The 20,562-nt window shown below is 71.7% G+C and carries 17 protein-coding genes; 7 read left to right on the forward strand and 10 right to left on the reverse strand.

What is annotated here, in order from left to right; all coding sequences use genetic code 11:
- Positions 1-37: 37 nt before the first annotated feature.
- The 5 genes from KHP12_RS32635 to KHP12_RS32655 form a co-directional block, all read right to left on the reverse strand.
- Positions 38-1,168, reverse strand: coding sequence for an ABC transporter ATP-binding protein (locus KHP12_RS32635; RefSeq protein WP_086881052.1), 1,131 nt, complete (start codon positions 1,166-1,168; stop codon positions 38-40).
- A gap of 26 nt (positions 1,169-1,194) precedes the next feature.
- The gene (locus KHP12_RS32640) at positions 1,195-2,265 is read right to left on the reverse strand and encodes an ABC transporter ATP-binding protein (protein WP_086881051.1); all 1,071 of its coding nucleotides are present in this window, start codon (positions 2,263-2,265) and stop codon (positions 1,195-1,197) included.
- Positions 2,266-2,284: 19 nt separating this feature from the next.
- Positions 2,285-3,262, reverse strand: a complete 978-nt coding sequence (locus KHP12_RS32645) for an ABC transporter permease (protein WP_086881050.1) — start codon at positions 3,260-3,262, stop codon at positions 2,285-2,287.
- A gap of 108 nt (positions 3,263-3,370) precedes the next feature.
- Positions 3,371-5,173, reverse strand: a complete 1,803-nt coding sequence (locus KHP12_RS32650; RefSeq protein ID WP_244202683.1) for an ABC transporter substrate-binding protein — start codon at positions 5,171-5,173, stop codon at positions 3,371-3,373.
- 69 nt (positions 5,174-5,242) lie between these two features.
- Complete coding sequence (locus KHP12_RS32655; protein ID WP_086881049.1) at positions 5,243-6,250, reverse strand: ABC transporter permease; 1,008 nt, start codon at positions 6,248-6,250, stop codon at positions 5,243-5,245.
- 523 nt (positions 6,251-6,773) lie between these two features.
- On the opposite strand from KHP12_RS32655, the gene KHP12_RS32660 reads away from it, so the two are divergent.
- Complete coding sequence (locus tag KHP12_RS32660; protein ID WP_211833985.1) at positions 6,774-7,889, forward strand: hypothetical protein; 1,116 nt, start codon at positions 6,774-6,776, stop codon at positions 7,887-7,889.
- Between the two features lie 138 nt (positions 7,890-8,027).
- Here KHP12_RS32660 and KHP12_RS32665 read toward each other — a convergent pair whose 3' ends face one another.
- Entirely contained in the window at positions 8,028-10,190 is a 2,163-nt protein-coding gene (locus tag KHP12_RS32665) for a S9 family peptidase (protein ID WP_086885282.1), read from the reverse strand.
- A 320-nt stretch (positions 10,191-10,510) separates the two neighbouring features.
- Here KHP12_RS32665 and KHP12_RS32670 point away from each other — a divergent pair, with 320 nt between their 5' ends.
- The 4 genes from KHP12_RS32670 (at position 10,511) to KHP12_RS32685 (ending at position 14,433) form a co-directional block, all read left to right on the forward strand.
- The gene (locus KHP12_RS32670) at positions 10,511-10,705 is read left to right on the forward strand and encodes a hypothetical protein (RefSeq protein WP_037952186.1); all 195 of its coding nucleotides are present in this window, start codon (positions 10,511-10,513) and stop codon (positions 10,703-10,705) included.
- 62 nt (positions 10,706-10,767) lie between these two features.
- Positions 10,768-11,652, forward strand: coding sequence for an N-acetyl-1-D-myo-inositol-2-amino-2-deoxy-alpha-D-glucopyranoside deacetylase (gene mshB / locus KHP12_RS32675; RefSeq protein ID WP_086885283.1), 885 nt, complete (start codon positions 10,768-10,770; stop codon positions 11,650-11,652).
- The gene (locus KHP12_RS32680) at positions 11,649-12,017 is read left to right on the forward strand and encodes a DUF6113 family protein (RefSeq protein WP_044570320.1); all 369 of its coding nucleotides are present in this window, start codon (positions 11,649-11,651) and stop codon (positions 12,015-12,017) included. The genes mshB and KHP12_RS32680 overlap by 4 nt, the downstream gene beginning before the upstream one ends.
- A gap of 196 nt (positions 12,018-12,213) precedes the next feature.
- On the forward strand, positions 12,214-14,433 hold the full coding sequence (locus KHP12_RS32685; RefSeq protein WP_208653225.1) for a peptidoglycan binding domain-containing protein: 2,220 nt from the start codon (positions 12,214-12,216) through the stop codon (positions 14,431-14,433).
- A 413-nt stretch (positions 14,434-14,846) separates the two neighbouring features.
- Here the strand turns inward: KHP12_RS32685 and KHP12_RS32690 are convergent, their stop codons facing one another.
- Complete coding sequence (locus KHP12_RS32690) at positions 14,847-15,683, reverse strand: transglutaminase-like domain-containing protein (RefSeq protein WP_086885285.1); 837 nt, start codon at positions 15,681-15,683, stop codon at positions 14,847-14,849.
- 18 nt (positions 15,684-15,701) lie between these two features.
- A complete protein-coding gene (locus KHP12_RS32695; protein WP_086885286.1) occupies positions 15,702-16,718 on the reverse strand; it encodes a GNAT family N-acetyltransferase in 1,017 nt (338 codons plus the stop codon).
- Between the two features lie 114 nt (positions 16,719-16,832).
- On the opposite strand from KHP12_RS32695, the gene fdxA reads away from it, so the two are divergent.
- Both fdxA and dapC read left to right on the forward strand, forming a co-directional pair.
- A complete protein-coding gene (gene fdxA, locus KHP12_RS32700) occupies positions 16,833-17,159 on the forward strand; it encodes a ferredoxin (protein ID WP_014054705.1) in 327 nt (108 codons plus the stop codon).
- Between the two features lie 182 nt (positions 17,160-17,341).
- Positions 17,342-18,439: a succinyldiaminopimelate transaminase gene (gene dapC / locus KHP12_RS32705; protein WP_210609813.1), complete on the forward strand. Its 1,098-nt coding sequence runs from the start codon at positions 17,342-17,344 to the stop codon at positions 18,437-18,439.
- 337 nt (positions 18,440-18,776) lie between these two features.
- Here dapC and KHP12_RS53485 read toward each other — a convergent pair whose 3' ends face one another.
- Both KHP12_RS53485 and KHP12_RS32715 read right to left on the reverse strand, forming a co-directional pair.
- Positions 18,777-19,391: an ATP-binding protein gene (locus tag KHP12_RS53485; protein ID WP_372455244.1), complete on the reverse strand. Its 615-nt coding sequence runs from the start codon at positions 19,389-19,391 to the stop codon at positions 18,777-18,779.
- A gap of 214 nt (positions 19,392-19,605) precedes the next feature.
- Entirely contained in the window at positions 19,606-20,526 is a 921-nt protein-coding gene (locus KHP12_RS32715; RefSeq protein ID WP_086886591.1) for a VldE C-terminal domain-containing protein, read from the reverse strand.
- Positions 20,527-20,562: the final 36 nt, after the last annotated feature.

A 20,562-nucleotide genomic window follows, 5' to 3' on the forward strand; every position in this document is an offset into this window, starting at 1 on the left:
CGGCGGACTCGCGGTGCTGAGGCGCTGGTTCAGCTTCTTACGGCTCCTTGCGCGGCAGGGCCTCCGACTCCGCCGCGATCAGCGCCGGGTCCAGCACCACGTCCTCCTCGCGGGCCTCGAGCGTCGGGTCCTCGGGGAAGTGGCAGGCGGACAGGTGGCCCTCGCCGTTGCCGTCCAGGCGGATGAGCGGTGGCTCCTCCCGCGCGCAGATGTCCTGGGCCTTCCAGCAGCGGGTGCGGAAGCGGCAGCCGGAGGGCGGGTTGATGGGGGAGGGGACGTCCCCGGCGAGCCGGATGCGCTCCCGGCGGGTGGTCCGCACGGCGCCCGGGCCCTCCGCCTCCTCCTCGGCCATCACCACCGCCGCGTCCGGCACCGCGGACAGCAGCGCGTGGGTGTACGGGTGGCGGGGGCGGCGGTAGATGGACTCGCGGTCGCCCACCTCGACCACCTTGCCCAGGTACATCACGGCGACGCGCTGCGAGAAGTGCCGTACGACGGCGAGGTCATGGGCGATGAACAGGAAGGCGATGCCCAGCTCCCGCTGGAGCTTCTGGAGCAGATTGACGACCTGCGCCTGGATGGAGACGTCCAGCGCCGAGACCGGCTCGTCGGCGACGATCAGCTTGGGTTCCAGGGCGAGCGCGCGGGCCACCCCGATGCGCTGGCGCTGACCGCCGGAGAACTCGTGCGGGAAGCGGTTGTAGTGCTCGGGGTTGAGGCCCACGATCTCCAGCAGCTCGCGCACCCGGGCCTCGCGGCCGCCCGGCGGCTCGATGCCGTTGATCTCCATGGGCCCGGAGATGATCGTGCCGACGGTCTGCCGGGGGTTCAGCGAGGAGTACGGATCCTGGAAGATCATCTGGATCTCGGAGCGGATCGGGGCGAGCTCCTTGCGGCCCGCGTGGGTGATGTCCCGGCCCCGGTAGGTGATCCTGCCGCTGGTGGGTTCCAGCAGCCGGGTCAGCAGTCGGCCCGTGGTGGACTTGCCGCAGCCGGACTCGCCGACCAGCCCGAAGCTCTCCCCGGCGTGCACGGTCAGATCGACCCCGTCCACCGCCTGTACGGCCCCGACCTTCCGCTTGAACGGAAAGCCGCCCATGATCGGGAAGTGTTTGGTCAGCCGCTCGGTGACCAGGAGGGGTTCGGGTGTGCCCGACTCGATGCTCATGCGTCAGCGCTCCTAAGCCCTGGTCCCTAGCCCAGCCGGGGCTTGATCTGCTCGGTGAAGAGGGTCTGTTTCCGCTCGGCGCCCAGATGGCAGGCGGCGCCGCGGCCGTCCGGCAGCGACGGCCGCTCGGTGGCGCAGCGGTCGCCCCCCACCTGGTCGGTGTAGCGGCACCGCGGATGGAACGGGCAGCCCGGCGGGGGGCTGAGCAGGCTCGGCGGGGAGCCGGGTATGGGGCTCAGCGGCTCGTCCACGGCGGAGGTCAGCCGCGGCATGGAGCCCAGCAGTCCCCAGGTGTACGGGTGCTGGGGCGCCCGCAGCACCTCGCGGACCGTGCCGCGCTCCACGGCCCGGCCCGCGTACATCACCAGCAGGTCGTCGGCGGTGTTGGCCACCACGCCCAGGTCATGGGTGATGAGGATGATCGCGGAGCCGAACTCCTGCTGGAGGTCCTTCAGCAGATCCAGGATCTGCGCCTGGACGGTGACGTCGAGGGCGGTGGTCGGCTCGTCGGCGATCAGCAGATCGGGGTCGCAGACCAGCGACATCGCGATCATCGCGCGCTGCCGCATCCCGCCGGAGAACTGGTGCGGATAGTCGTCCACCCGCAGCCGCGGGTTGGGGATGCCGACCTTCTCCAGCATCTCGATCGCGCGGGAGCGGGCCTCGCTCTTGGAGGCGCCGGTGTGCTTGCGGTACGGCTCGGCGATCTGGCGGCCCACCGTGTAGTACGGCGACAGGGCGGTCAGCGGGTCCTGGAAGATCATCGCCATGGTGTTGCCGCGCAGCCGCTCCAGGGTGCGCTCGGGGGCGCCGGTCAGCTCCTGCCCGTCCAGCAGTATCTCGCCGCTGACGGTGGTGGTGCGCGGGTCGTGCAGGCCCAGCACGGTGAGGTTGGTGACGGACTTTCCGGAGCCGGACTCGCCCACGATGCCGAGCGTCCGGCCGCGTTCGAGGTCGAAGGAGAGGCCGTCGACGGCCTTGACGATCCCGTCCTCGGTGGAGAACCGGACGTACAGATCGCGTACGGACAGGAAGGCGCCGTCGCCGGGGGCCGGTGGCGGCGTCGCGCCGTCGTCGGGCTTGGTGAGTGTGGTCATCTCGGCAGCTCCGGGTCTGTCAGGCGAGGCGCACGCGCGGGTCGATGAAGGCGTAGGCGGCGTCGACCAGGATGTTGAACACCACGATGGCCGCGGAGCTGACCAGCATCACGCCCATCAGCATGGGCAGATCGGTGAGCTGGACGGACTCCACCGCCAGCCGTCCGATGCCGTGCAGGGTGAAGGTGTACTCGGTGACCATGGCCCCGCCGAGGAGCGATCCGAGGTCGATGCCGAAGATGGTGACGATGGGGGCGATGGCGCCGCGCCAGGCGTAGCGGAAGAAGACCGTACGGCTGGAGAGCCCCTTGGCCCTCGCCGTGCGGACGTGGTCCTCCTGTAGCTGCTCGACCATCTGGGAGCGGGTCATCCGGCTGTAGTTGGCCATGAAGATCAGCGAGAGCACCACCCAGGGCAGCAGCATTCCGCTGAACCACTTCGCCGGGTTCTCGGTGAAGGGGTAGTAGGCGGGCTGGTCCATGATCCCCAGCCCGCTGACGAACCAGGCCAGGGCGAGCACCCCGACGAAGTAGATCTGCATCGAGGCGCCGAGCAGCGACAGCGAGCTGAAGAACTTGTCGATCCAGGTGCCGCGCCGCCAGGCCGCGATCATGCCGATGCCGATCCCGCAGACCAGGAAGACGGCGGCGCCGCCGAGGGCGAGCGAGAGGGTGGTCGGGAAGCGGTCCACGATGGTGCTCCAGACCGGCTCCTGGCTGACGAAGGAGTAGCCGAAGCAGGGCGCGGCACAGTGCCCCACGGCGAAGTCCCGCCCGGCGACGATCCCCACCATGAACTTCCAGTACTGGACCGGCACCGGCTGGTCCAGGCCCAGATTCTTGTTGATCATGGCGAGCGAGGTGGGATCGCAGTTCTTGCCGCAGGCGAGCCGGGCCGGTTCGGCGGGCAGGGCGAAGAAGAGGAAGAACGTGATCGCACTGATCAGGATCATGATCACGATCGCGCCGAGGGACCGGCGGGCGAGGAATCTCAACATGACGTCGGTGATCTTCCGCTAGGGGCGGGTCCCGGCCGCGTCCGCCGGGGCGGACGCGGCCGGGTTCTGCGCTGCCTGGGTGCGGCCGCGGCTCCGTGGAGAAGGTGACTACTTGATGAAGACGGCCGTCGGGTCCACGGCGCCGTAGACCGAGTTGAACTTCACTCCGCCCAGCCCTGAGCCCCAGAGGGTGAACAGCCGGTTGTAGAAGGTCGGGACGGCGGGGATCTCATCGGTCAGGATCTTCTCGCTGAGCTTGATCCACTCCGAGGTGGCCCGGCTGAGGTCGCTGACCTTCGTGACCTTGCCGATCTCGTCGTTGACCGACGGGACGTTGAGGTGCGAGTAGTTCGCGGAGTCGTCGTAGACGTTCTGGCCGCCGTACACCGGCGGGACCACGGTCGAGGCGGACGGCCAGTCGGCACCCCACGAGGACCGGTACAGGTCGAACTTGTTCTTGACCTTTCCGATCTGGGTGTAATAGGTCGACTGGTCGATCTCCTTCTTCTGCACCTTGAACCCGGCCCGCTCCAGGGCCTGCTCGACGACCACCGAGGCGTCCTGGTGGGTGTCGCCGTTGCCGTAGGCGTAGACGAGCTCGTAGTTCTCCTTGCCCGCCTCCTTCAGCAGCTCCCTGGCCTTCTTGGCGTTGCCGCCGGGGTACTTCTTCTTCTGGAACGGGTCGAACGTGGGGTCGTAGCCCTTGAGCGTGGGACCGACCAGCCCGCCGCCGATCTCACCGGCCTTCGGACCGCCGAACTGCTGGAGGTACTGACCGCTGGGGAAGGCCCAAGCGATCGCCTCGCGCACCTTCTTGTCCTTGACTCGATCGGTGTTGATCGAAACGACATCCACATAGGGCTGCGTTTCGGTCAGCGACCGGGCCATCGCCTTCTTGTCCTTGAGGACCGTGGAGATCTGCGACGGGTCGACCGCGTTGGTCCACGTCATCCCGTTCCGGTCGGCGCCCTTGTCCGCCTGGAGCCGGCGGGTGGAGTCCACCCACTGGTGGCCGAAGGAGACGTCGAACTTCTCGACGTACTGATGGCGTATCGGGTCGGTCTTGGGGTCCCACTTGTCGTTCTTGACGAACTGGATGCCCTTGCCCGGCTTGAAGTTCTGGATCTTGTACGGACCGGAGGCCAGCGGGGCCTTGTCGTACTTCTCCTTGGTGTCCTTGGCCGACGGCACCGCGCCGATGTTGGGCATGGCGACCGCGAACGGCACCTCGGCGCGCGGCTGGTCGAAGTGGAAGACGACGGTCTTGTCGTCCGGGGTGTCCAGCACCGACTTGGGCAGGTGTTTGCCCTTGTAGGGGCCGTCCGGAAGCGCCTTGCGGTACTTCTGGCCCTCCCCGGAGAGCCACTGCTGGAGGTAGGTCGGCCCGTTGGTCTGATACGGCGCGTAGAGCCGCTCGACGGCCTGGCGGACGTCCTTGGAGGTGATGGGCGAGCCGTCCTCGAACTTCAGCCCGTCCTTGAGGGTGTACGTCCAGGTGCGGCCGCCGTCGGAGGACTTGCCGGTGTCGGTGGCGAGGTCGCCGACCAGCTTGGCCTTGCCCGTCTTGTCGTCGAACTGGTAGTTCGTCAGCGTCCGGTTGTAGAGCGTCTGCATGATCAGCTCATCGCTGACATAGATCTGCCCCGGGTCCAGATGCTCGAAGGCGTCCCGCTGGAGCACCGTGACGGTGCCGCCCTTCTTGGCGCCCGGCAGGTCCTTGGCCGGTCCGGTGGAGTCGGCGGCGGTGCCCAGGGTGATGTCCTGGGACTCCATCTTGGGCTCGTTCGAATCCTTGGGATTCGAACTGCCGCCACCGCTGCTGCACCCCGCGAGCGCCAGGGCCCCCGCGGCCAGGGCGACGGCGAAGGTACGGGCTCTGCGACTGTTCTTGGACGGTTCTTCGATGTTCACGTTGCCACTGCACCTGCCTCATCGGACGGAAGACTTGCCGTTCACTGCCTTGGGCTCGCCGGCCCCCGGTCACCGCGTGGTCTTCGGGTCCATCGCGTCCCGGACCGAGTCCCCGAGCAGGTTGAAGGCGACCACGAAGACCACCATGGCGATGCCGGGGAAGAACATGTAGGTGATGTCGCCCTCGTAGAAGTTCGCGCCCTTGGCGAACATCCGGCCCCAGTCGGGGGTCGGCTCCACCACGCCGACGCCGAGGAAGGACAGCGCCGCCTCCGTCGTCACGAAGTTCGGCAGCATGAGCGTGGACTGCACCAGGATGGGCGTGACGAGGTTGGGCAGCAGCTCCTTGCGGACGATCCGCCACGGTGAGGCGCCGGTCACCCTGGCCGCCTCGACGAACTCACGCTCCCTCAGGGAGAGCACCTGGCCGCGCAGCAGCCGGGCCAGCTGCATCCAGCCCAGCAGCCACAACACCATCACCAGGGCCGTCACCCGGAAATAGGTGGGCGTCTCCTTCTGCGGGCTGACGAACAGCGCGGTGACCACCGGCATGAAGGCGACGAAGAACAGCTGCTGCGGAAAGGACAGCAGCAGGTCGATGAGACGGCCGAGGAAGTAGTCGGTGCGGCCGCCCGTATAGCCCGCCACCACGCCGATCACGATGCCGGTGAGCGTGGACAGCACGGTCGCGGCCAGCCCGATCAGCAGCGAGGTGCGGATGCCGTAGACGAGCTGGGTCAGCACATCGCGGCCCAGCTTGGGCTCGATGCCGAACCAGAACTCGCCGTCGATGCCGCCGTTGGGCTTCATCGGATAGCCGGTGAGGGGGTCCAGCAGCTCGGGCCGGTCAAGGCCGTAGGTGGTGTACGGATCCTTGCCGTACAGCCAGGCGATCACCGGCGCCAGCACGGCGACGGCGAAGAAGAAGACCACCACGCACGCGGAGACCACACCGGTGCGGTCGCGTCTGAAGCGCCGCCACATCAGCTGGCGGGGCGCCAGACCGGCCGGCGCCTCGCCCTCCGTGCCGCCCGGTGCGGTCTTTTCGACCACGCCGGTCTGGGATGGACTCGTCATCGAAGTAGCGTCCCCCCGCACTGGTGTCACACCGTCAACTCGCGTTGTCTATGCGCGTCATGTCGCCGCCCGCTCGCCAGGGTTGGTGCATGCGTGTCGGGTTGAGCGGACTGTCGCAATCGGGGAACGGCGCAGTCAAGGGTCCGGCGAGGGTGGATGTGCCGCTCGTTCGAACCTTGAGCGAAGATTTGGCAGATCGAGGTCCGGGCGTGCTTGACAGAGATCCCCCATGGGGGACAAAGCATGGACTATGGGCAGGAAACGCGTTAACACACCGGCAACTCATCTGTCGCAACACCGATATACGGACGCGTCAGGCTGAACTGCGTACGGCCGTGCGGGTGCCGTGGACCGGCCGGGGCGCGAGATGTCGCCCCGGCCGGTCGCACCACTTCGGGGGCTTGGCCGACATGTCTCCCGGTGGTCTCCGGACGGACGCGATCCGCATTTTTCTTCCACGATCGGTATTTTTCTTCGGCCCGCGACGGTTGCCCGGGGTGCGAGGCGGGGGAGACCTACGGCTATGGGGCAGGGACGGATACTCAACAGCGGAGCGCGCGTCTTCGGGGCGCTCGTCTGCGCGGTTCTCGGGCTGATCTCACTGGGATGGATCATCCACGACCTGGACAAGGCCGATGAGGCGAACCATCTGTGGTGGACCTGGGCCGGGCTGCCGTTCCGGGCCACCGGAGGGATCTTCGGCTCCTCCCTGCTCGACCTCGCGCTGCTGCTGGTCTACGCGGTCGTCGGGATCACCGCCCTGCGCTCACCGTCCGCCGCGGGCGCGCTCGGCGCGGTCGCGGTGGTGACCGTCGCGGTGCGCCTGCCCAGCCTGTGGAACCTGAACTCCGACTGGCTCCAGGGCATCCCCGGCGATCTGAAGACCCGGGCGAATGCCAGCGCCTGGGCGCAGGTGGTGCTCGCGGGACTGCTGCTGGCCGCCGTGGCCGCCGCACGCCGCCCCGTCGACCCCGCCGCCCCGCCGGTCTCGCCCGCCGACCGGCCGCCGGGCCGCCCCGCGCCCGGGGCGGCGGTCGTCGGCGCGCTCTTCCTGGGCGCGATCGGGGTCGTCATCGCCGCCTGGCAGATCTACTGGGCGCAGGAGCGGGGCTGGGAGATCTACAAGTACCTGCTCACCGGCAAGCACACGCTGCCCACCCTGCTCTCGGCGCCCGGTGCCTGGGTCGCGTGGGCGGCGGTGGCGCTGTGCCTGGCCGGAGCGGCCGCCGCGCTCGCCCGCGCCCCGCTGGCGCGCCCGCTGGGGATGGTGGCGGCGGCGCTGGTGACGGCCATGGGGATCAGCGAGGCGTCCCTCTACATCAAGCTCGACTATCTGGACCATCTCAGCGATCTGCCGACGGTGGGCGTGCTCAGCGTGCTCACCGGCTTCTTCGAGGCGATCGCGGGGCTGATCGCCCTGCTCGTGCTGGCGCGGCGGGGCGTGGAGGAGTACGCCGCGGGCGCCGGGGGCCTCGGAGGCGCCCCGGCGTACGGCGGCGGCTATGGGAACAGCGGCTACGGCAGCGGCGGCTACGCCCCGTCCCCGCCCGCCACTCCGCCGCTGGTACCCCCGCCACCCGGCACCCCGCCCACCGCGCCCCCGCCCCCGTCCGCACCTCCGCCGCCACCGGGCTGGTGACGGCGGTTCGGAGGCGCCCCGAAGGGGCGCGGGGCTGTGTCGATGTGCGGCTCCGCCGCGTGGGCGCGACCAGCCACGACGCAGCCGCAGACAAAAGACGGCAGCCTGCGGCTCTTCCCACGCGCCTAGCGCCTAGCGCTACCGCAGGCCGAGGGCCCGCTTGAGGAAGTCCACCTGGAGCAGGAGCAGATTCTCCGCGACCTGCTCCTGCGGGGTCATATGGGTCACCCCGGACAGCGGCAGCACCTCATGCGGACGGCCCGCGGCCAGCAACGCGGAGGAGAGCCGCAGGGTGTGCGCGGCCACCACGTTGTCGTCCGCCAGACCATGGATGATCATCATCGGACGTACCGTGTCGGCCGCACCGGACAGCCCTTCGTCGGTCATCAGCGCGTTGGCGGCGTAGACCTCGGGCTGTTCCTCCGGCAGGCCCAGATACCGCTCGGTGTAGTGGGTGTCGTACAGCCGCCAGTCCGTCACCGGGGCGCCCACCACGCCCGCGTGGAAGACATCGGGGCGGCGCAGCACCGCCAGCGCGGCCAGATAGCCGCCGTAGGACCAGCCGCGGATGGCCACCCGGCCGAGGTCCAGCGGATAGCGCCCGGCGAGCGCCGTCACCGCCTCGACCTGGTCCTCCAGCGTGACCGCGGCCAGGTCGTCGCGCACCGCCTTCTCCCAGGCGGGGGAGCGGCCGGGGGTGCCGCGGCCGTCGGCGACGACCACCGCGAAGCCCTGGTCGGCGAACCACTGCGAGGTGAGATGGGCGTTGTGCGAGGCGACCACCCGCTGGCCGTGCGGGCCGCCGTAGGGGTCCATCAGGACCGGCAGCGGTCCGTCGCCCTCCTGATAGTCGCTCGGCAGCAGCACGGCGCACGGAATGTCCCGCTTGCCCGCGAAGACGAGCTCGGGGCGGGCGGTGATGACGGGCCGCTCCGGGTACGCGTCGAGCTCGGCGATGCGTTCGGCCGCGCCGTGGTCGGCGGGCCGGAGGAGCTCCACGCTCACCCCGGGCCGCTCGAGGCCCGTGTACGACAGCGCGATCACCTCGCCGCCGCGCACGGCGGAGTGGACCGCCGGGAAGGGCCGCCTGCCGACCGGCTCCCAGCCGCCCTGGTCGCCGCTGCCCCGGAACCAGGCGCGGTGGACGGCGATCTCACCCGGCTGCTCGGGCAGCGGGGCACCGGCCCCCGGGGAGGCGGAGAACAGCACGTCGTCCGTGCCGATGTCGAGGACCGCGCGCGCCTGGAGGGCGCCGGAGGTCAGCTTGCGGTCGCCGACCATCAGCACCCGGGCGCCCCCTTCGTCCGCGATGCGGACGAGTCGTCCATCTTCGGTCCAGGCCGGCACCCCGGGGAAAAGATCCAGCCAAACCGCGTCCTCGTCCACATGGACCGTGCTGGTCCGGCCGGTGTCGGTGTCCACGGCCAGGTAGAGCTGGCTGCGCTGGTCCCTGGCCTGGACCAGAAGCAGCGGCGGACCGTAGGCCGACCAATGCACCCGCGCGAGGTACGGATAGCGCTCCCGGTCCCACTCGATCTCCGTACGGGAGCCGTCCAGACCGAGCAGAACCAGCCGCACCTCCGCGTTGGCGGTGCCGGCGGCGGGATAGGCCACCTCCGCGGGCTCCCGGCCGGGGTGGGCGGGGTCGGCGATCCACCAGCGCCGTACGGGGGACTCGTCGGCCCGGGCGGTCAGCAGGGCGTCGCTCCGCGGCGACCACCAGAAGCCGCGTGAGCGGTCCATCTCCTCGGCCGCGATGAACTCCGCGAGGCCGTAGGTGACGGAGTCCCCCTCCGGCTCGGCGAGCGCCCGGTCCCCCTCGCCGTCCGCGCCGGTGACCCGCAGCGCCCCGCCCGCCGCGTAGGCGATGTGGCGGCCGTCGGGGGAGGGGCGCGGGTCCACGACCGGGCCGGGGACGCGCAGCTCGCGGGTGGTGCCCGTGGCCAGTTCCGTGGTGAACAGCCGCCCGGAGAGGGCGAAGGCGGCCCGCTCGACCGCGGCGTCCACCGCGTAGCCGACCACCCCGGCCGAGCCCTCGCGGCTGCGCTCGCGTCGCGCCCGCTCCTCGGGGGACAGCTCCTCGTCGGCGCCGCCGAGCAGCTCGGCCGGGTCTGCGGCGGGGTACTCGCGCCGTCCGGCGAGGTCGTACACCCACAGCAGGCCGGTCCGGTCGGTGCCCGAGCGGGAGCGCAGGAAGACGACGCGTGAATCGTCGGGGGCCACGGAGAGGGCCCGCGGCGTCCCGAGGGTGAAACGTTGGGTGCGCGCGTGCTGCCGTGGGAACGAGAGCTGTCCGGTCATAGGGGGAGCGTACGGCCGTCGGATCATCGCGGGGGAGGGTACGGATCGGTAGGCCGGGCGGGCGTTGCCCCTGGCACGGTCCGGCCGGGACGGCACCGGTCTCAAGCGGCCCCGGGCGATGGCGAGATGGCGCATAACCAACGAGAAGTAGCCCCCGGGGCCGGGAAGTTCGTGCGATCAGGCATGCGCCCCTGTCATGCTCCCGTGCACCGAGTCGTGTGCACACCGCCATAGTTATGATCGATTGCGCATAGTGGGTAGCCCCCCTGTGGCATCAATATGTTGTCCGTCCGAGTGCGTGTACCTGGAGGTGAGCCGCTGTGGCGCTCTCGATCTCGATGTCAGTGCTGCTGCTGATCATCGTCTTCATGCTCGTGAACAAGGCAGGACTGAAGGCGGTTCATGCGATCGTCTGTGTCCTCCTCGGCTTCTACCTGGCCAGTTCATCGGTCGCTCCGACGATCGACGACCTCACCACCAACGTGGCGGACATGATCGGCGGCGTGAAGATCTGACCCCGAGCGGGGCCGGGGCGTGCGACCCATGGGCACGTGTGTGCGAATCGTAGGCTGTGCCCATGACCGTTCTTCCCGCCCGTCGTCTGCTGCTGGTGCACGCACATCCCGACGACGAGTCGATCAACAACGGCGCGACCATGGCGAAATATGCCGCCGAGGGCGCACACGTCACCCTGGTGACCTGCACCCTCGGTGAGGAGGGCGAGGTCATTCCGCCTGCCCTGGCGCATCTCGCCGCCGACCGGGACGACGCGCTCGGCCCGCACCGGATCGGCGAACTCGCCGCGGCCATGGACGCCTTGGGGGTCGAGGACCACCGCTTCCTGGGCGGGCCCGGCCGCTATCGCGACTCCGGGATGATGGGCGCCCCGCAGAACGACCGGCCGGACTGCTTCTGGCGGGCCGATCTGGACGAGGCCGCCGGGCATCTGGTGTCCGTGGTCCGCGAGATCCGGCCACAGGTCCTTGTGGCGTACGACACCAATGGGGGCTACGGCCACCCCGATCACATCCAGGCGCACCGCGTGGCGATGCGCGCCGTGGAGCTGGCCGCCGATCCCGGCTTCCGCCCCGATCTCGGCGAGCCGCACGACATTGCGAAGGTCTACTGGAACTGCGTGCCGCGCTCGGCCGTCGAGGAGGGCTTCGCCCGGCTGCGGGCCGAGGGCCGTGACTCCCTCTTCCCCGGCGTCGCCACGGTGGACGACATCCCCGGGGTCGTGGACGACGCGGACGTCACCGCGCTCATCGACGGCGTCCCCCACGCCGCGGCGAAGGCCGCGGCGATGCGCGCCCACGCCAGCCAGATCGCGGTGGACGGCCCCTTCTTCGCGCTCTCCAACGACCTGGTCCAGCCGATGTTCCTCCACGAGCACTACCGGCTCGTCAAGGGCGAGGCCGGGGCGGACCGCGAGGACGACCTGTTCGCGGGGGTGACGGCATGACGGCCCCGCGCCTGGGCGGATACGCCCTGCTCGCCGTGGCCGGAGTGCTGGTGGGCGCCGCGGGCGCGCTGGTCCAAGCGGCGTGGTTCCCCGGCGGGTTGCTGCTCGCGCTGCTCGCGGTGGCGGGCCTGTGCTACGGCGGGGTCAAGGCCATGGGCGCGCGGATGGGCGGCGGAGTGCCCGCGGGCGCCTGGACGGTGGCCGTGTTGCTGCTCACTTCCTCCCGTCCGGAAGGGGATTTCCTTTTCGGCGCCGGGCTGGGGTCGTACGCTTTCCTCCTCGGCGGGATGTTCATCGGTGTGATGTGTGCCACGCTGCCTTTGGTGCCGCAACCTCCTGGCCCGCCGGTCCGACTTGGTAAGTGACGTGACGTTTTCGGCGCGACGTCCCCGGCACTCGGAGGCCCTTCGGGCACACGGCGAAGGGTGCGCCTCGGGCGTACCGGATGCGGTGATCCGGCGGCCGTCAAGTGCGCGTCCGCACCGCCCAGTATGGTGGTGCCGCCGCCGAGCCGCCCGCGCGAGGTCTGACGGGCGGCGGAGCTAACTGGGAGAACCTGCTTTGAGCCGTGAATCTGACAGTTCGTCCTCCGGGCCCCGGGAGGGAAGCGGCGGTGCCGCCTACCCGTCGGGCACCCCGCCGTACGGATCCCGCCAGTACCCCTCGCCGAACCCCACGCAGGAGGCCCCGCAGGGTGCCGCCGAGGATGGGCAGGCGCGTGCCGCGGCCAAGCCGGAGGAGCCGAAGACCGAGACCACGCTGACGACCCGGATCAAGATCAACATCCCGGGGTCGCGGCCCATCCCGCCGGTGGTCATGCGCACACCCGTCGCGGAGGACGGCGTGCCCGCGCCGCGCTCCGGCGGGGACGAAGACGCCCCCGAGCGCACCAGCGCCCTGCCCCGGGTCGACTTCACGCCGACGCCCGAGCGCGGTGTGCCGGCCGAGCCCGGCGGGGCCGACGAGCCCACCGAGGGCCGGGAGAGGAAGAGCGGCAAGGGCGACGGCGAGCGGACCAGCGACTGGTTCGCGCCCCGTAGGCCCAGAAGCGGCTCGTCGGCCACCGGCAGCACTCCGAAGCCGCCGGTGCCCCCGGCCCCGGACACCACGCAGGGGTTCCCGGCGCCCGACACCACCCAGGGGTTCCCCGCGCCCGACACCACGCAGGGTTTCGCTTCCCCGGAGACCACGCAGGGATTCCCGGCGCCGGACACCACTCAGGGGTTCCCGGTACCGCAGCAGGGCGGCGGCCCCGTCGCCGATCTGCCGTACTTCACCGACGCCCAGGCGCCGTCCGGCCACCCCGAGCCGACCGGGCCCACCACCGGCCCGGTCACCGGCGACATGTACGTGCCGCCGTCCGGCCCCGGTGCGGGCCCGCGCGACGGCGACCTGCTGGCCCCGCCGGGACCGGGCCCCGCGGGCGGCTCGTACGGCGGTGACCCGCAGACGCCTCCGGGCGGAGTGGGCCCGCTGGCCGGGGGAGGCCCGGCCGGTCAGCCGCCGACCCCGCCGGGTGGTTCGCCGCTGTCCGGCAGCCTCGGCGCCACCACCGGCGTGGGACCGCTGACCGGTCCCGGGGCGGGGCCCGCGGACGGCCCCGGAGCCGATCCGGCCCCCTCGCTGTTCCGCGACCCCGAGCCCACGCCGACCGGTGGCGTGCCGCCGGAGCAGATCTCCAGCGACACGCTGGTCAGCGGGGTGCCCGTGGTGCCCTCGACCGAGGGCCGGGCCAAGCCGCCGTCCCCGTCTGCTCCGGGCGGTCCCGGGGCCCCGGCGCCCGGCGGCAACAGCGCCCCGGCGCCCTCCGCCCCGAAGGCCGGTAAGCCCAAGAAGAAGGGCCGGTCCAAGGTCGTCATGGCCGGGGGCCTGCTGTTCGTGATCGCGGGCGGGGCCTACGCGGCCGGTCTGGTGATGAACCACGCCGATGTGCCGAACGGCACCACCGTGCTCGGCGTCGACATCGGCGGCACCTCCAAGGAGGTCGCCGTCGACAAGCTGGACACCGCGCTGGGCAAGCGCACCACCGCCCCGCTGACGGTGTCGGTCGACGGCCAGGAGAAGGAGATCAAGCCGTCCGTCGCGGGCCTGGCGCTCGACACCGAGGCCACGGTCCGGGACGTCGCGGGCCGGGACTACAACCCGGTCACCGTGATCGGCTCGCTCTTCGGCGGCACCCATGAGGCCGACCCGGCGGTCACCGTCGACGAGGAGAAGCTGCGGGACGCCCTGGAGCGGCTCGCGGGCGACTCCGGCACGGCCCGCGAGGGCGGCATCAGCTTCACCTCCGGCAAGGCCGTCCCGGTGTACGGCAAGGAGGGCAAGGGGCTGGACGTGGACAAGGCGGTCAAGGCCGTCTCGGACGGGTTCCGGCTGCGCGCCGAGACCGGCCAGAACAAGGCCATCACCCTGCCGGTCACCATCAAGCACCCCACGGTCAGCAAGGCCGAGGTGGACCGGAAGCTGAAGACCTTCGCCGAGCCCGCGATGTCGGGGCTGGTCACGGTGCAGACGGACGCCCAGCACTCGATCCCGTTCGGCCCGGACAAGTCGCTGCCGAAGATCCTCTCCATGCGGGTGGTCGACGGCAAGCTGGTGGAGCACTACGACCTGGCCGTCCTCAAGCAGCTCTACGGCAGCACCTTCGACGGCGTGCTGCTCGAGCGGGGCGACGGCTCCAAGAAGCCCGTCACCCCGGAGGACGTGGAGTCGGCGCTGCGCCAGGCGCTGCTCGGCAAGACGCCCAGCGAGCGCATCGGCATCGTCGGCAAGGACAACTGACCGGCCCGTCACCCACGGTCGGACGACGCGGCCCCCGCCCGGCACCGGGCGGGGGCCGCGTCGTCGTCCGGCCTTCCGGCCCGCGTCACGCCGCGGCCCATGACATCTGTCATCCCCAGGTCACGACCGCTGACACTGCCGGGCACACCCCGCCCTCGGCCAGTCTCATGGCCATGACCCCATCGACCGCTGTTTCCGCCCCCGGCACCGGGGCCGCCACCACGGGCGCGCCGCCCGTGGTCCGCTTCGAGAAGGTGAACAAGTCCTACGGCGGCGTGCGCGCCGTGGCGGCGAGCGGCCGTGCCAGGCGCGCCGGGAGCAAGGCGTCCCCTTTGACGACAGGCCCTAGTTTGACGACAGGCCCTGGCGACCGCCGAAGGGGCCCGCCGGTCGGCGCGGGGCCGGTGGCGCGCTCAGTTCAGCATCGCGCGGGCGGCGCGGGCCTGGCGGCGTATCGTCTCGGCGGCGTCGGGCTCCACCGCCGCCACGACCTCCGCGTACTCCTCCAGTTCCCTGGCGCCGGTCAGGAACTCGCCCCGCTCCACCAGGAGTTTCGCCCGCTCGTAGCGCAGCTCTGCCGGATGGCTGGGCAGCAGCAGGGACAGCTCCAGCGCCCAGAGCCGGACATCGGTGCGCTCGGGGCGTGCGGACGCCCAGGCGCGGATGTTGTTGAGGATCCGCAGCACGATGTCCAGCGGCCCGGCCGGGGTCAGCATCGACGGCGAGAGCGGGGTGCCCGTGGCCCCCGACACCAGCGTCGCCGCGTCCTCGGCGGACAGCGGCTGCCCGCCGTCGAACGGATCGGCCAGCACATGGCCGCCGTAAGGATCGCCGAAGCCGACCACGAAGTGGCCCGGCAGCCCCACCCCGTACACCGGCGCGCCCGCCCGCCGCGCCACCTCCATCCACACCACGGACAGCAGGATCGGCAGTCCGCGGCGGCGCCGCAGCACCTGGTGGAGGAGCGAGGACTCCAGCCGCCGGTAGTCGGCCGGGCCGCCCCGGAAGCCATGGCGCTCGCCGAGGAGGCGGGCCAGCGCGGCGGCCCAGTCCTCGGGGCCGCCGGGGGAGAAGGGGAGCTGACCGGCCAGCCGGTCCAGCTCGATCTGCGCTTCGTCGATTCCGCTCTCGTCCAGGCCGGGGTCGGCCTCCATGCCCACCAGCAGGCACAGCAGCGCCAGATCGGGGCGCTCTTCGCGGGCCGCGTCGGCGAACCAGCGGCGGCGGGAGACGTCGTTCATCCGTGGCATAGCCGCCTCGTACCCTGCTCAGCGCGGATCCTCCCCGGACGCGCGCCAGTGATGGTAGCTGTGGTGGACGGTGAAGCCCATCCCCTCGTAGAGAGCGTGCGCCCCGCCATTGTCCGTCTCCACCTGGAGATACGCGGCCGAGGCGCCCTCGTCGAGCGCCTTGCGGGCCAGCGCCGTCATCACGGCCTTCGCCAGGCCCTGGCGCCTCCGCTCCGGGGCGACCTCCACGGCGGTGAACCCGGCCCAGCGGCCGTCCACCACACAGCGCCCGATCGCGGCCGGGGCGCCGCCCTCATCCGCCGCTATGGTCGCGAACCACACCGACGGGCCGCCCGACAGCACCGTCCGCGCCTCGGGCGAGGGCTCGCCTGACGACCGCTGGTAGCGGGTCAGCCAGGCGTCGTCGAGTTGGCGGGAGAGGGTCACCGCCGAGGTGTCGGCGTCCAGGTCCCCGATGGGGGCGAGCGCCGCGATCTCCATCCGCGAGGAGACCTCCCGTACCCAGCCGCGGCTCTCCAGCTCCGCGGCGAGCACCTCCTGGGCGCCCTCGGCGCCCGTGCTGACCTGGATGTACGCGGGCAGCTCCCGAGCCGCGTACCACTCGGTCACCCGGCGCAGCGCCGCGTCGAGCCCCATCCCGGGGTCGCCGAGGGGCAGCACCGAGTTGGCGCGCCGGGTGAAGCCGCCGGAGGCGCGCAGCGTCCACTCGCCCAGTGGCTCGCTGATCACCGGCGGCCAGGCCCGGGCGGCCACCCGGTCCAGCTCGGGCGCGCTCGCGGCGGGGCCGCGGCGGCGGGCCGGAGCGGCGGGCACCACCTTCCCCGCCACCAGGGACGACTCGGCGATCCGCACCGGCTCACCGGTACGCCGGGTGATGGAGAGCGTGCCCTCGGTCCACGATGTGAGAACGCCGACCACGTCGGTGAAGGTCGCGCCGGGCTCACGATCTTCGGTCACAAGCCTGACCGAGACGCGTTTTCCCACGTCATCCGGGGTGATCCGGACTTCGAGACGTCCGCCAGTGGTGAAATCCACAGCTCTGTCAGCCCCTCATGTGCGCTCGGTGCCCAAGAACGGAGATACTAGGTGTGGGCATCGACGACGCCGCGCTCCCGCGCGATAGCAGCCCTAACGAGGAGGAACGACAGCGTGACCTACGTCATCGCGCAGCCTTGTGTCGACCTGAAGGACAAGGCGTGCATCGAGGAGTGCCCCGTCGACTGTATCTACGAGGGCCAGCGGTCCTTGTACATCCACCCGGACGAATGCGTCGACTGCGGGGCCTGTGAGCCGGTCTGCCCGGTCGAGGCGATCTTCTACGAGGACGACACTCCCGAGGAGTGGAAGGACTACTACAAGGCGAACGTCGAGTTCTTCGACGAGCTCGGTTCGCCCGGTGGCGCGAGCAAGCTCGGCCTGATCGAGCGGGACCACCCCTTCATCGCCGCGCTTCCGCCGCAGGAGCACGACGAGTAAACCCCTGCCCCGGCGCCATCGCCCGGAAGCAGTCGGCGGTCCCGTATGGCCTTGTGGCCTGCGGGACCGGGCTGTTTCCCGGGCCTTGCCGGCGCTCCCGCGGGTTTCCCCGGCGCTCCCGGCTCCCGCGGGTTTCCCCGGGCCCCTCGGCCCGGGCAGTTCCGAAGAAAGCGAGCCACCCCGTGCCACCCGTCTCCGCCCGCCTCCCGGTCTTCCCCTGGGACCGGCTCGAACCGTACAAGGCGACCGCCGCGGCCCACCCCGACGGCATTGTCGACCTTTCGGTGGGCACCCCCGTCGACCCGGTCCCCGAGCTGATCCGCGCGGCGCTCGCCGACGCCTCGGACAGCCCCGGCTATCCGACCGTCTGGGGCACGGCCGCACTGCGCGACGCCCTCACCGGCTGGGTGGAGCGGCGGCTGGGCGCGGCCGGGGTGACCCACACCCAGGTACTGCCGGTGGTCGGCTCCAAGGAGCTGGTGGCCTCGCTGCCGACGCAGCTGGGCCTGGGCCCCGGCGACCGGGTCGCCTTCCCGCGGCTCGCCTACCCGACGTACGAGGTGGGCGCGCGGCTGGCGGGCGCCGAGCCGGTGCCGTACGACGAGCCTACGGAGCTCGACCCGGCCGGGCTGAAGCTGCTCTGGCTCAACTCCCCGTCCAACCCCACCGGCCGGGTGCTGTCCGGGGACGAGCTGCGCACCGCGGTCGCCTGGGCCCGTGCCCACGGGGTGCTGGTGGTCAGCGACGAGTGCTATCTGGAGCTGGGCTGGGAGGCCGATCCGGTCTCGGTGCTCCACCCGGAGATCTCCGGCGGCTCCTTCGAGGGGCTGGTGGCGGTCCACTCGCTCTCCAAGCGGTCCAATCTGGCGGGCTACCGGGCGGCCTTCCTCGCCGGTGACGAGGCGGTGCTGGGCGAACTGCTGAAGATCCGCAAGCACGGCGGGATGATGGTCCCCGCACCGGTGCAGGCGGCCACGGTCGCGGCGCTCGGCGACGACAAGCATGTGACGGAGCAGCGCGAGCGCTACGAGCGGCGCCGGGCCGCGCTGCGGTCGGCGCTGGCGGGTCACGGCTTCCGCATCGAGCACAGCGAGGCGTCGCTGTACCTGTGGGCGACGCGGGACGAGCCCTGCTGGGACACCGTGGGCGCCCTCGCCGAGCTGGGCATCCTGGTGGCCCCGGGCGAGTTCTACGGCGCGGCCGGAGAGCGGCACGTCCGGGTCGCGTTCACGGCGACCGACGAGCGCGTGGAGGCGGCGGTCCGCCGGCTGGCGGGCTGAGAGCGGGAAGCCGACTGGGGGCGGCGGATCGCGACGCCTGCGGCGAGCTGCTCCCCTCCCCGCCCCTTCCCGAAACTGGGGCTACGCCCCAGACCCCGGTCCGGGGCTTCGCCCCTTCCCGCGACATCGGTGTGCGGCTCCGCCGGGTGGTGGGGCTTTGCCCCGGGAGCCGGGGTCCAGGGGCGGAGCCCCTGGTATCGGGAAGGGACGGGGAGGGGAAAGCCCCGATATGCGGCCGCCGCGTGGTCCGCTGGGCACCCCGCTACGGGCCGATGGACCCGGAGGGGCCCGGGGAGTGCGAGTGCTCCCCGGGCCCCTGCGTACGTCCGGTGGGCGATCAGCCGAGCAGCGGCAGGCCCTTGATCGGCAGGCCCCTGACCGGGAGGTCCGCGCCCTGCGGGGCGCTGGGCGCGGGGGGCTGCGGGGCGGTGGCCGGCGCGGCCGGGGCGGCCGGGGCGGGCTGCGCGGGTCGCATCGCCTTGCCCTTGCCCTTGCCCTTGGCGTGGGCGCCGCCCTTGCCCTTCCCGTGCCCGAGGGCCCGGCTCTCGCTCTTACCGGCGGCCTTGGCGTGGGCGGCCCTGGCCGGGGCGCTCTTGGCGGCCTTGTGGGACTTGGCGGTCTTCCCGCCCTTGGCGGGCTTCGCGGGCTTTGCGGGCTGCGCGGGCTTGGCCGGGGTCACGTTCGCCGGGGCGGCCCGGCCCGGCAGGATCTCCTTGACGGTCCCGCCGGCCTTGCCGCTGACGTCACCCGCCGTGCTCCCGACCTGCTGCGAGGCGACGTCGGCGACCTCACCGACCGAGGCGGCGTCCAGCGAGGACAGCCCCAGGTTGGAGGTCTGCGGCTGGGCCGGCTCCGCCGCACTCGCGGCGCCGGCGGCGCCGACGACGGGAGTCGCGCTCGCCGCGACCAGTAGCGCGGCGCGGGCGATCCGACGGGTGAGAGGGAGGGACATGGTGCTCCTTTGGCGAGGGGACAATTGGCGTCTGCGTCCGGCGATTCGGACGCTGTGAATACCGCGTGAACCTCGCGAAGGTTGCGGTGCCCCAAGGCAAAGAGTTGGTAATGCGTCGCATTATCCGTTTCTGCGCGTAATACGCCCGGACCATTCCGCCGTACGTACCACGCAATCCACCGTCAGCCGCTCTGAACTGCGGTGATTCCATGCGCTATCGCATGGTGTCGATCCGTACTTCCGCCCCGGAAATCCCCTTGGCCGGACGCCAACCCGCCCCGGAATTCCGTGCATTCCATTCGCGGCCGCCGTAAGAGACATGTTCGATACGCAACTCGTCCGAGTGGGCCACCGCCCAGTGCGCGATCTCCCAGCCGCGCTGCCCGGCACGCCCCGGGGCCGCCGCCTTGGGCACCGGAACCAGCACCGTGTGCGGCGAGGGGGCGGCCTGCTGACCGCCGCCGTGCCCGGCCAGGGCCGGCCGCGCCTCCGTCTCCGGGCCGAACTCCCGCTTGAGCGCGGCCCGTACGCGCACCGGATCGCCCGCCTCGCCGTCGTCCGGCGGTCCCGGGCAGCTGAGGGCCGCCCCGGAGCGCCCGGTGAGGGCGCCGGTCAGCACCACCGCTTCGGTCTCGTGCTTCGCGTACGCCTGCGGGAAGCCGCTGCGCTGCACCCGCTGCGCCGCCACCGTCAGCGGCAGCCGCGAATAGCCGGGCATCCGCACCAGGTCGTCGTAGAACTGCCCGGCGGCGTAGACCGGATCGCGGATCTGCTGCACACTTCCCCAGCCCTGGGAGGGGCGCTGCTGGAACAGCCCCTGCGAATCCCGATCGCCGTGGCGGATGTTGCGCAGCCCCGACTCCTGGAGGGCGGTGGCCAGCGCGATGGTGACGGCCCGCTCGGGCAGTCCGCGGGAGGCGGCCACGGCCTCGATCGTGGCGGCGTTCACGGTCTGCTCGGGGGAGAGCCGCACCTGGACGCCGCCCGCCCGTACGACACAGCGCGGCGGTCCCACACCGCCCGTGACCAGCTGCGCCGCCAGATAACCGGCCAGGCCCAGCAGTACGGCACAGGCGACCGCGGCCCGCAGCAGACGGGCGCGGTGGGAGAAGACGGACAGGGGCACGGGCCACACGGTACTGGAGCCTCCCGCGGCCTGTTTCCGGTTCCG

Source organism: Streptomyces asiaticus, assembly GCF_018138715.1.
Taxonomy (GTDB): Bacteria; Actinomycetota; Actinomycetes; order Streptomycetales; family Streptomycetaceae; genus Streptomyces; species Streptomyces asiaticus.

What these genes read in the sequence shown, in the direction of transcription:
- KHP12_RS32665 (WP_086885282.1), bottom strand. Translation starts at nt 10,190, where the DNA reads ATGACCGGACAGCTCTCGTTCCCACGGCAGCACGCGCGCACCCAACGT.
- KHP12_RS32680 (WP_044570320.1), top strand. Translation starts at nt 11,649, where the DNA reads ATGACGGCCCCGCGCCTGGGCGGATACGCCCTGCTCGCCGTGGCCGGA.
- KHP12_RS53485 (WP_372455244.1), bottom strand. Translation starts at nt 19,391, where the DNA reads ATGTCCCTCCCTCTCACCCGTCGGATCGCCCGCGCCGCGCTACTGGTC.
- KHP12_RS32690 (WP_086885285.1), bottom strand. Translation starts at nt 15,683, where the DNA reads ATGCCACGGATGAACGACGTCTCCCGCCGCCGCTGGTTCGCCGACGCG.
- KHP12_RS32660 (WP_211833985.1), top strand. Translation starts at nt 6,774, where the DNA reads ATGGGGCAGGGACGGATACTCAACAGCGGAGCGCGCGTCTTCGGGGCG.
- KHP12_RS32645 (WP_086881050.1), bottom strand. Translation starts at nt 3,262, where the DNA reads ATGTTGAGATTCCTCGCCCGCCGGTCCCTCGGCGCGATCGTGATCATG.
- KHP12_RS32635 (WP_086881052.1), bottom strand. Translation starts at nt 1,168, where the DNA reads ATGAGCATCGAGTCGGGCACACCCGAACCCCTCCTGGTCACCGAGCGG.
- KHP12_RS32655 (WP_086881049.1), bottom strand. Translation starts at nt 6,250, where the DNA reads ATGACGAGTCCATCCCAGACCGGCGTGGTCGAAAAGACCGCACCGGGC.
- mshB (WP_086885283.1), top strand. Translation starts at nt 10,768, where the DNA reads ATGACCGTTCTTCCCGCCCGTCGTCTGCTGCTGGTGCACGCACATCCC.
- KHP12_RS32640 (WP_086881051.1), bottom strand. Translation starts at nt 2,265, where the DNA reads ATGACCACACTCACCAAGCCCGACGACGGCGCGACGCCGCCACCGGCC.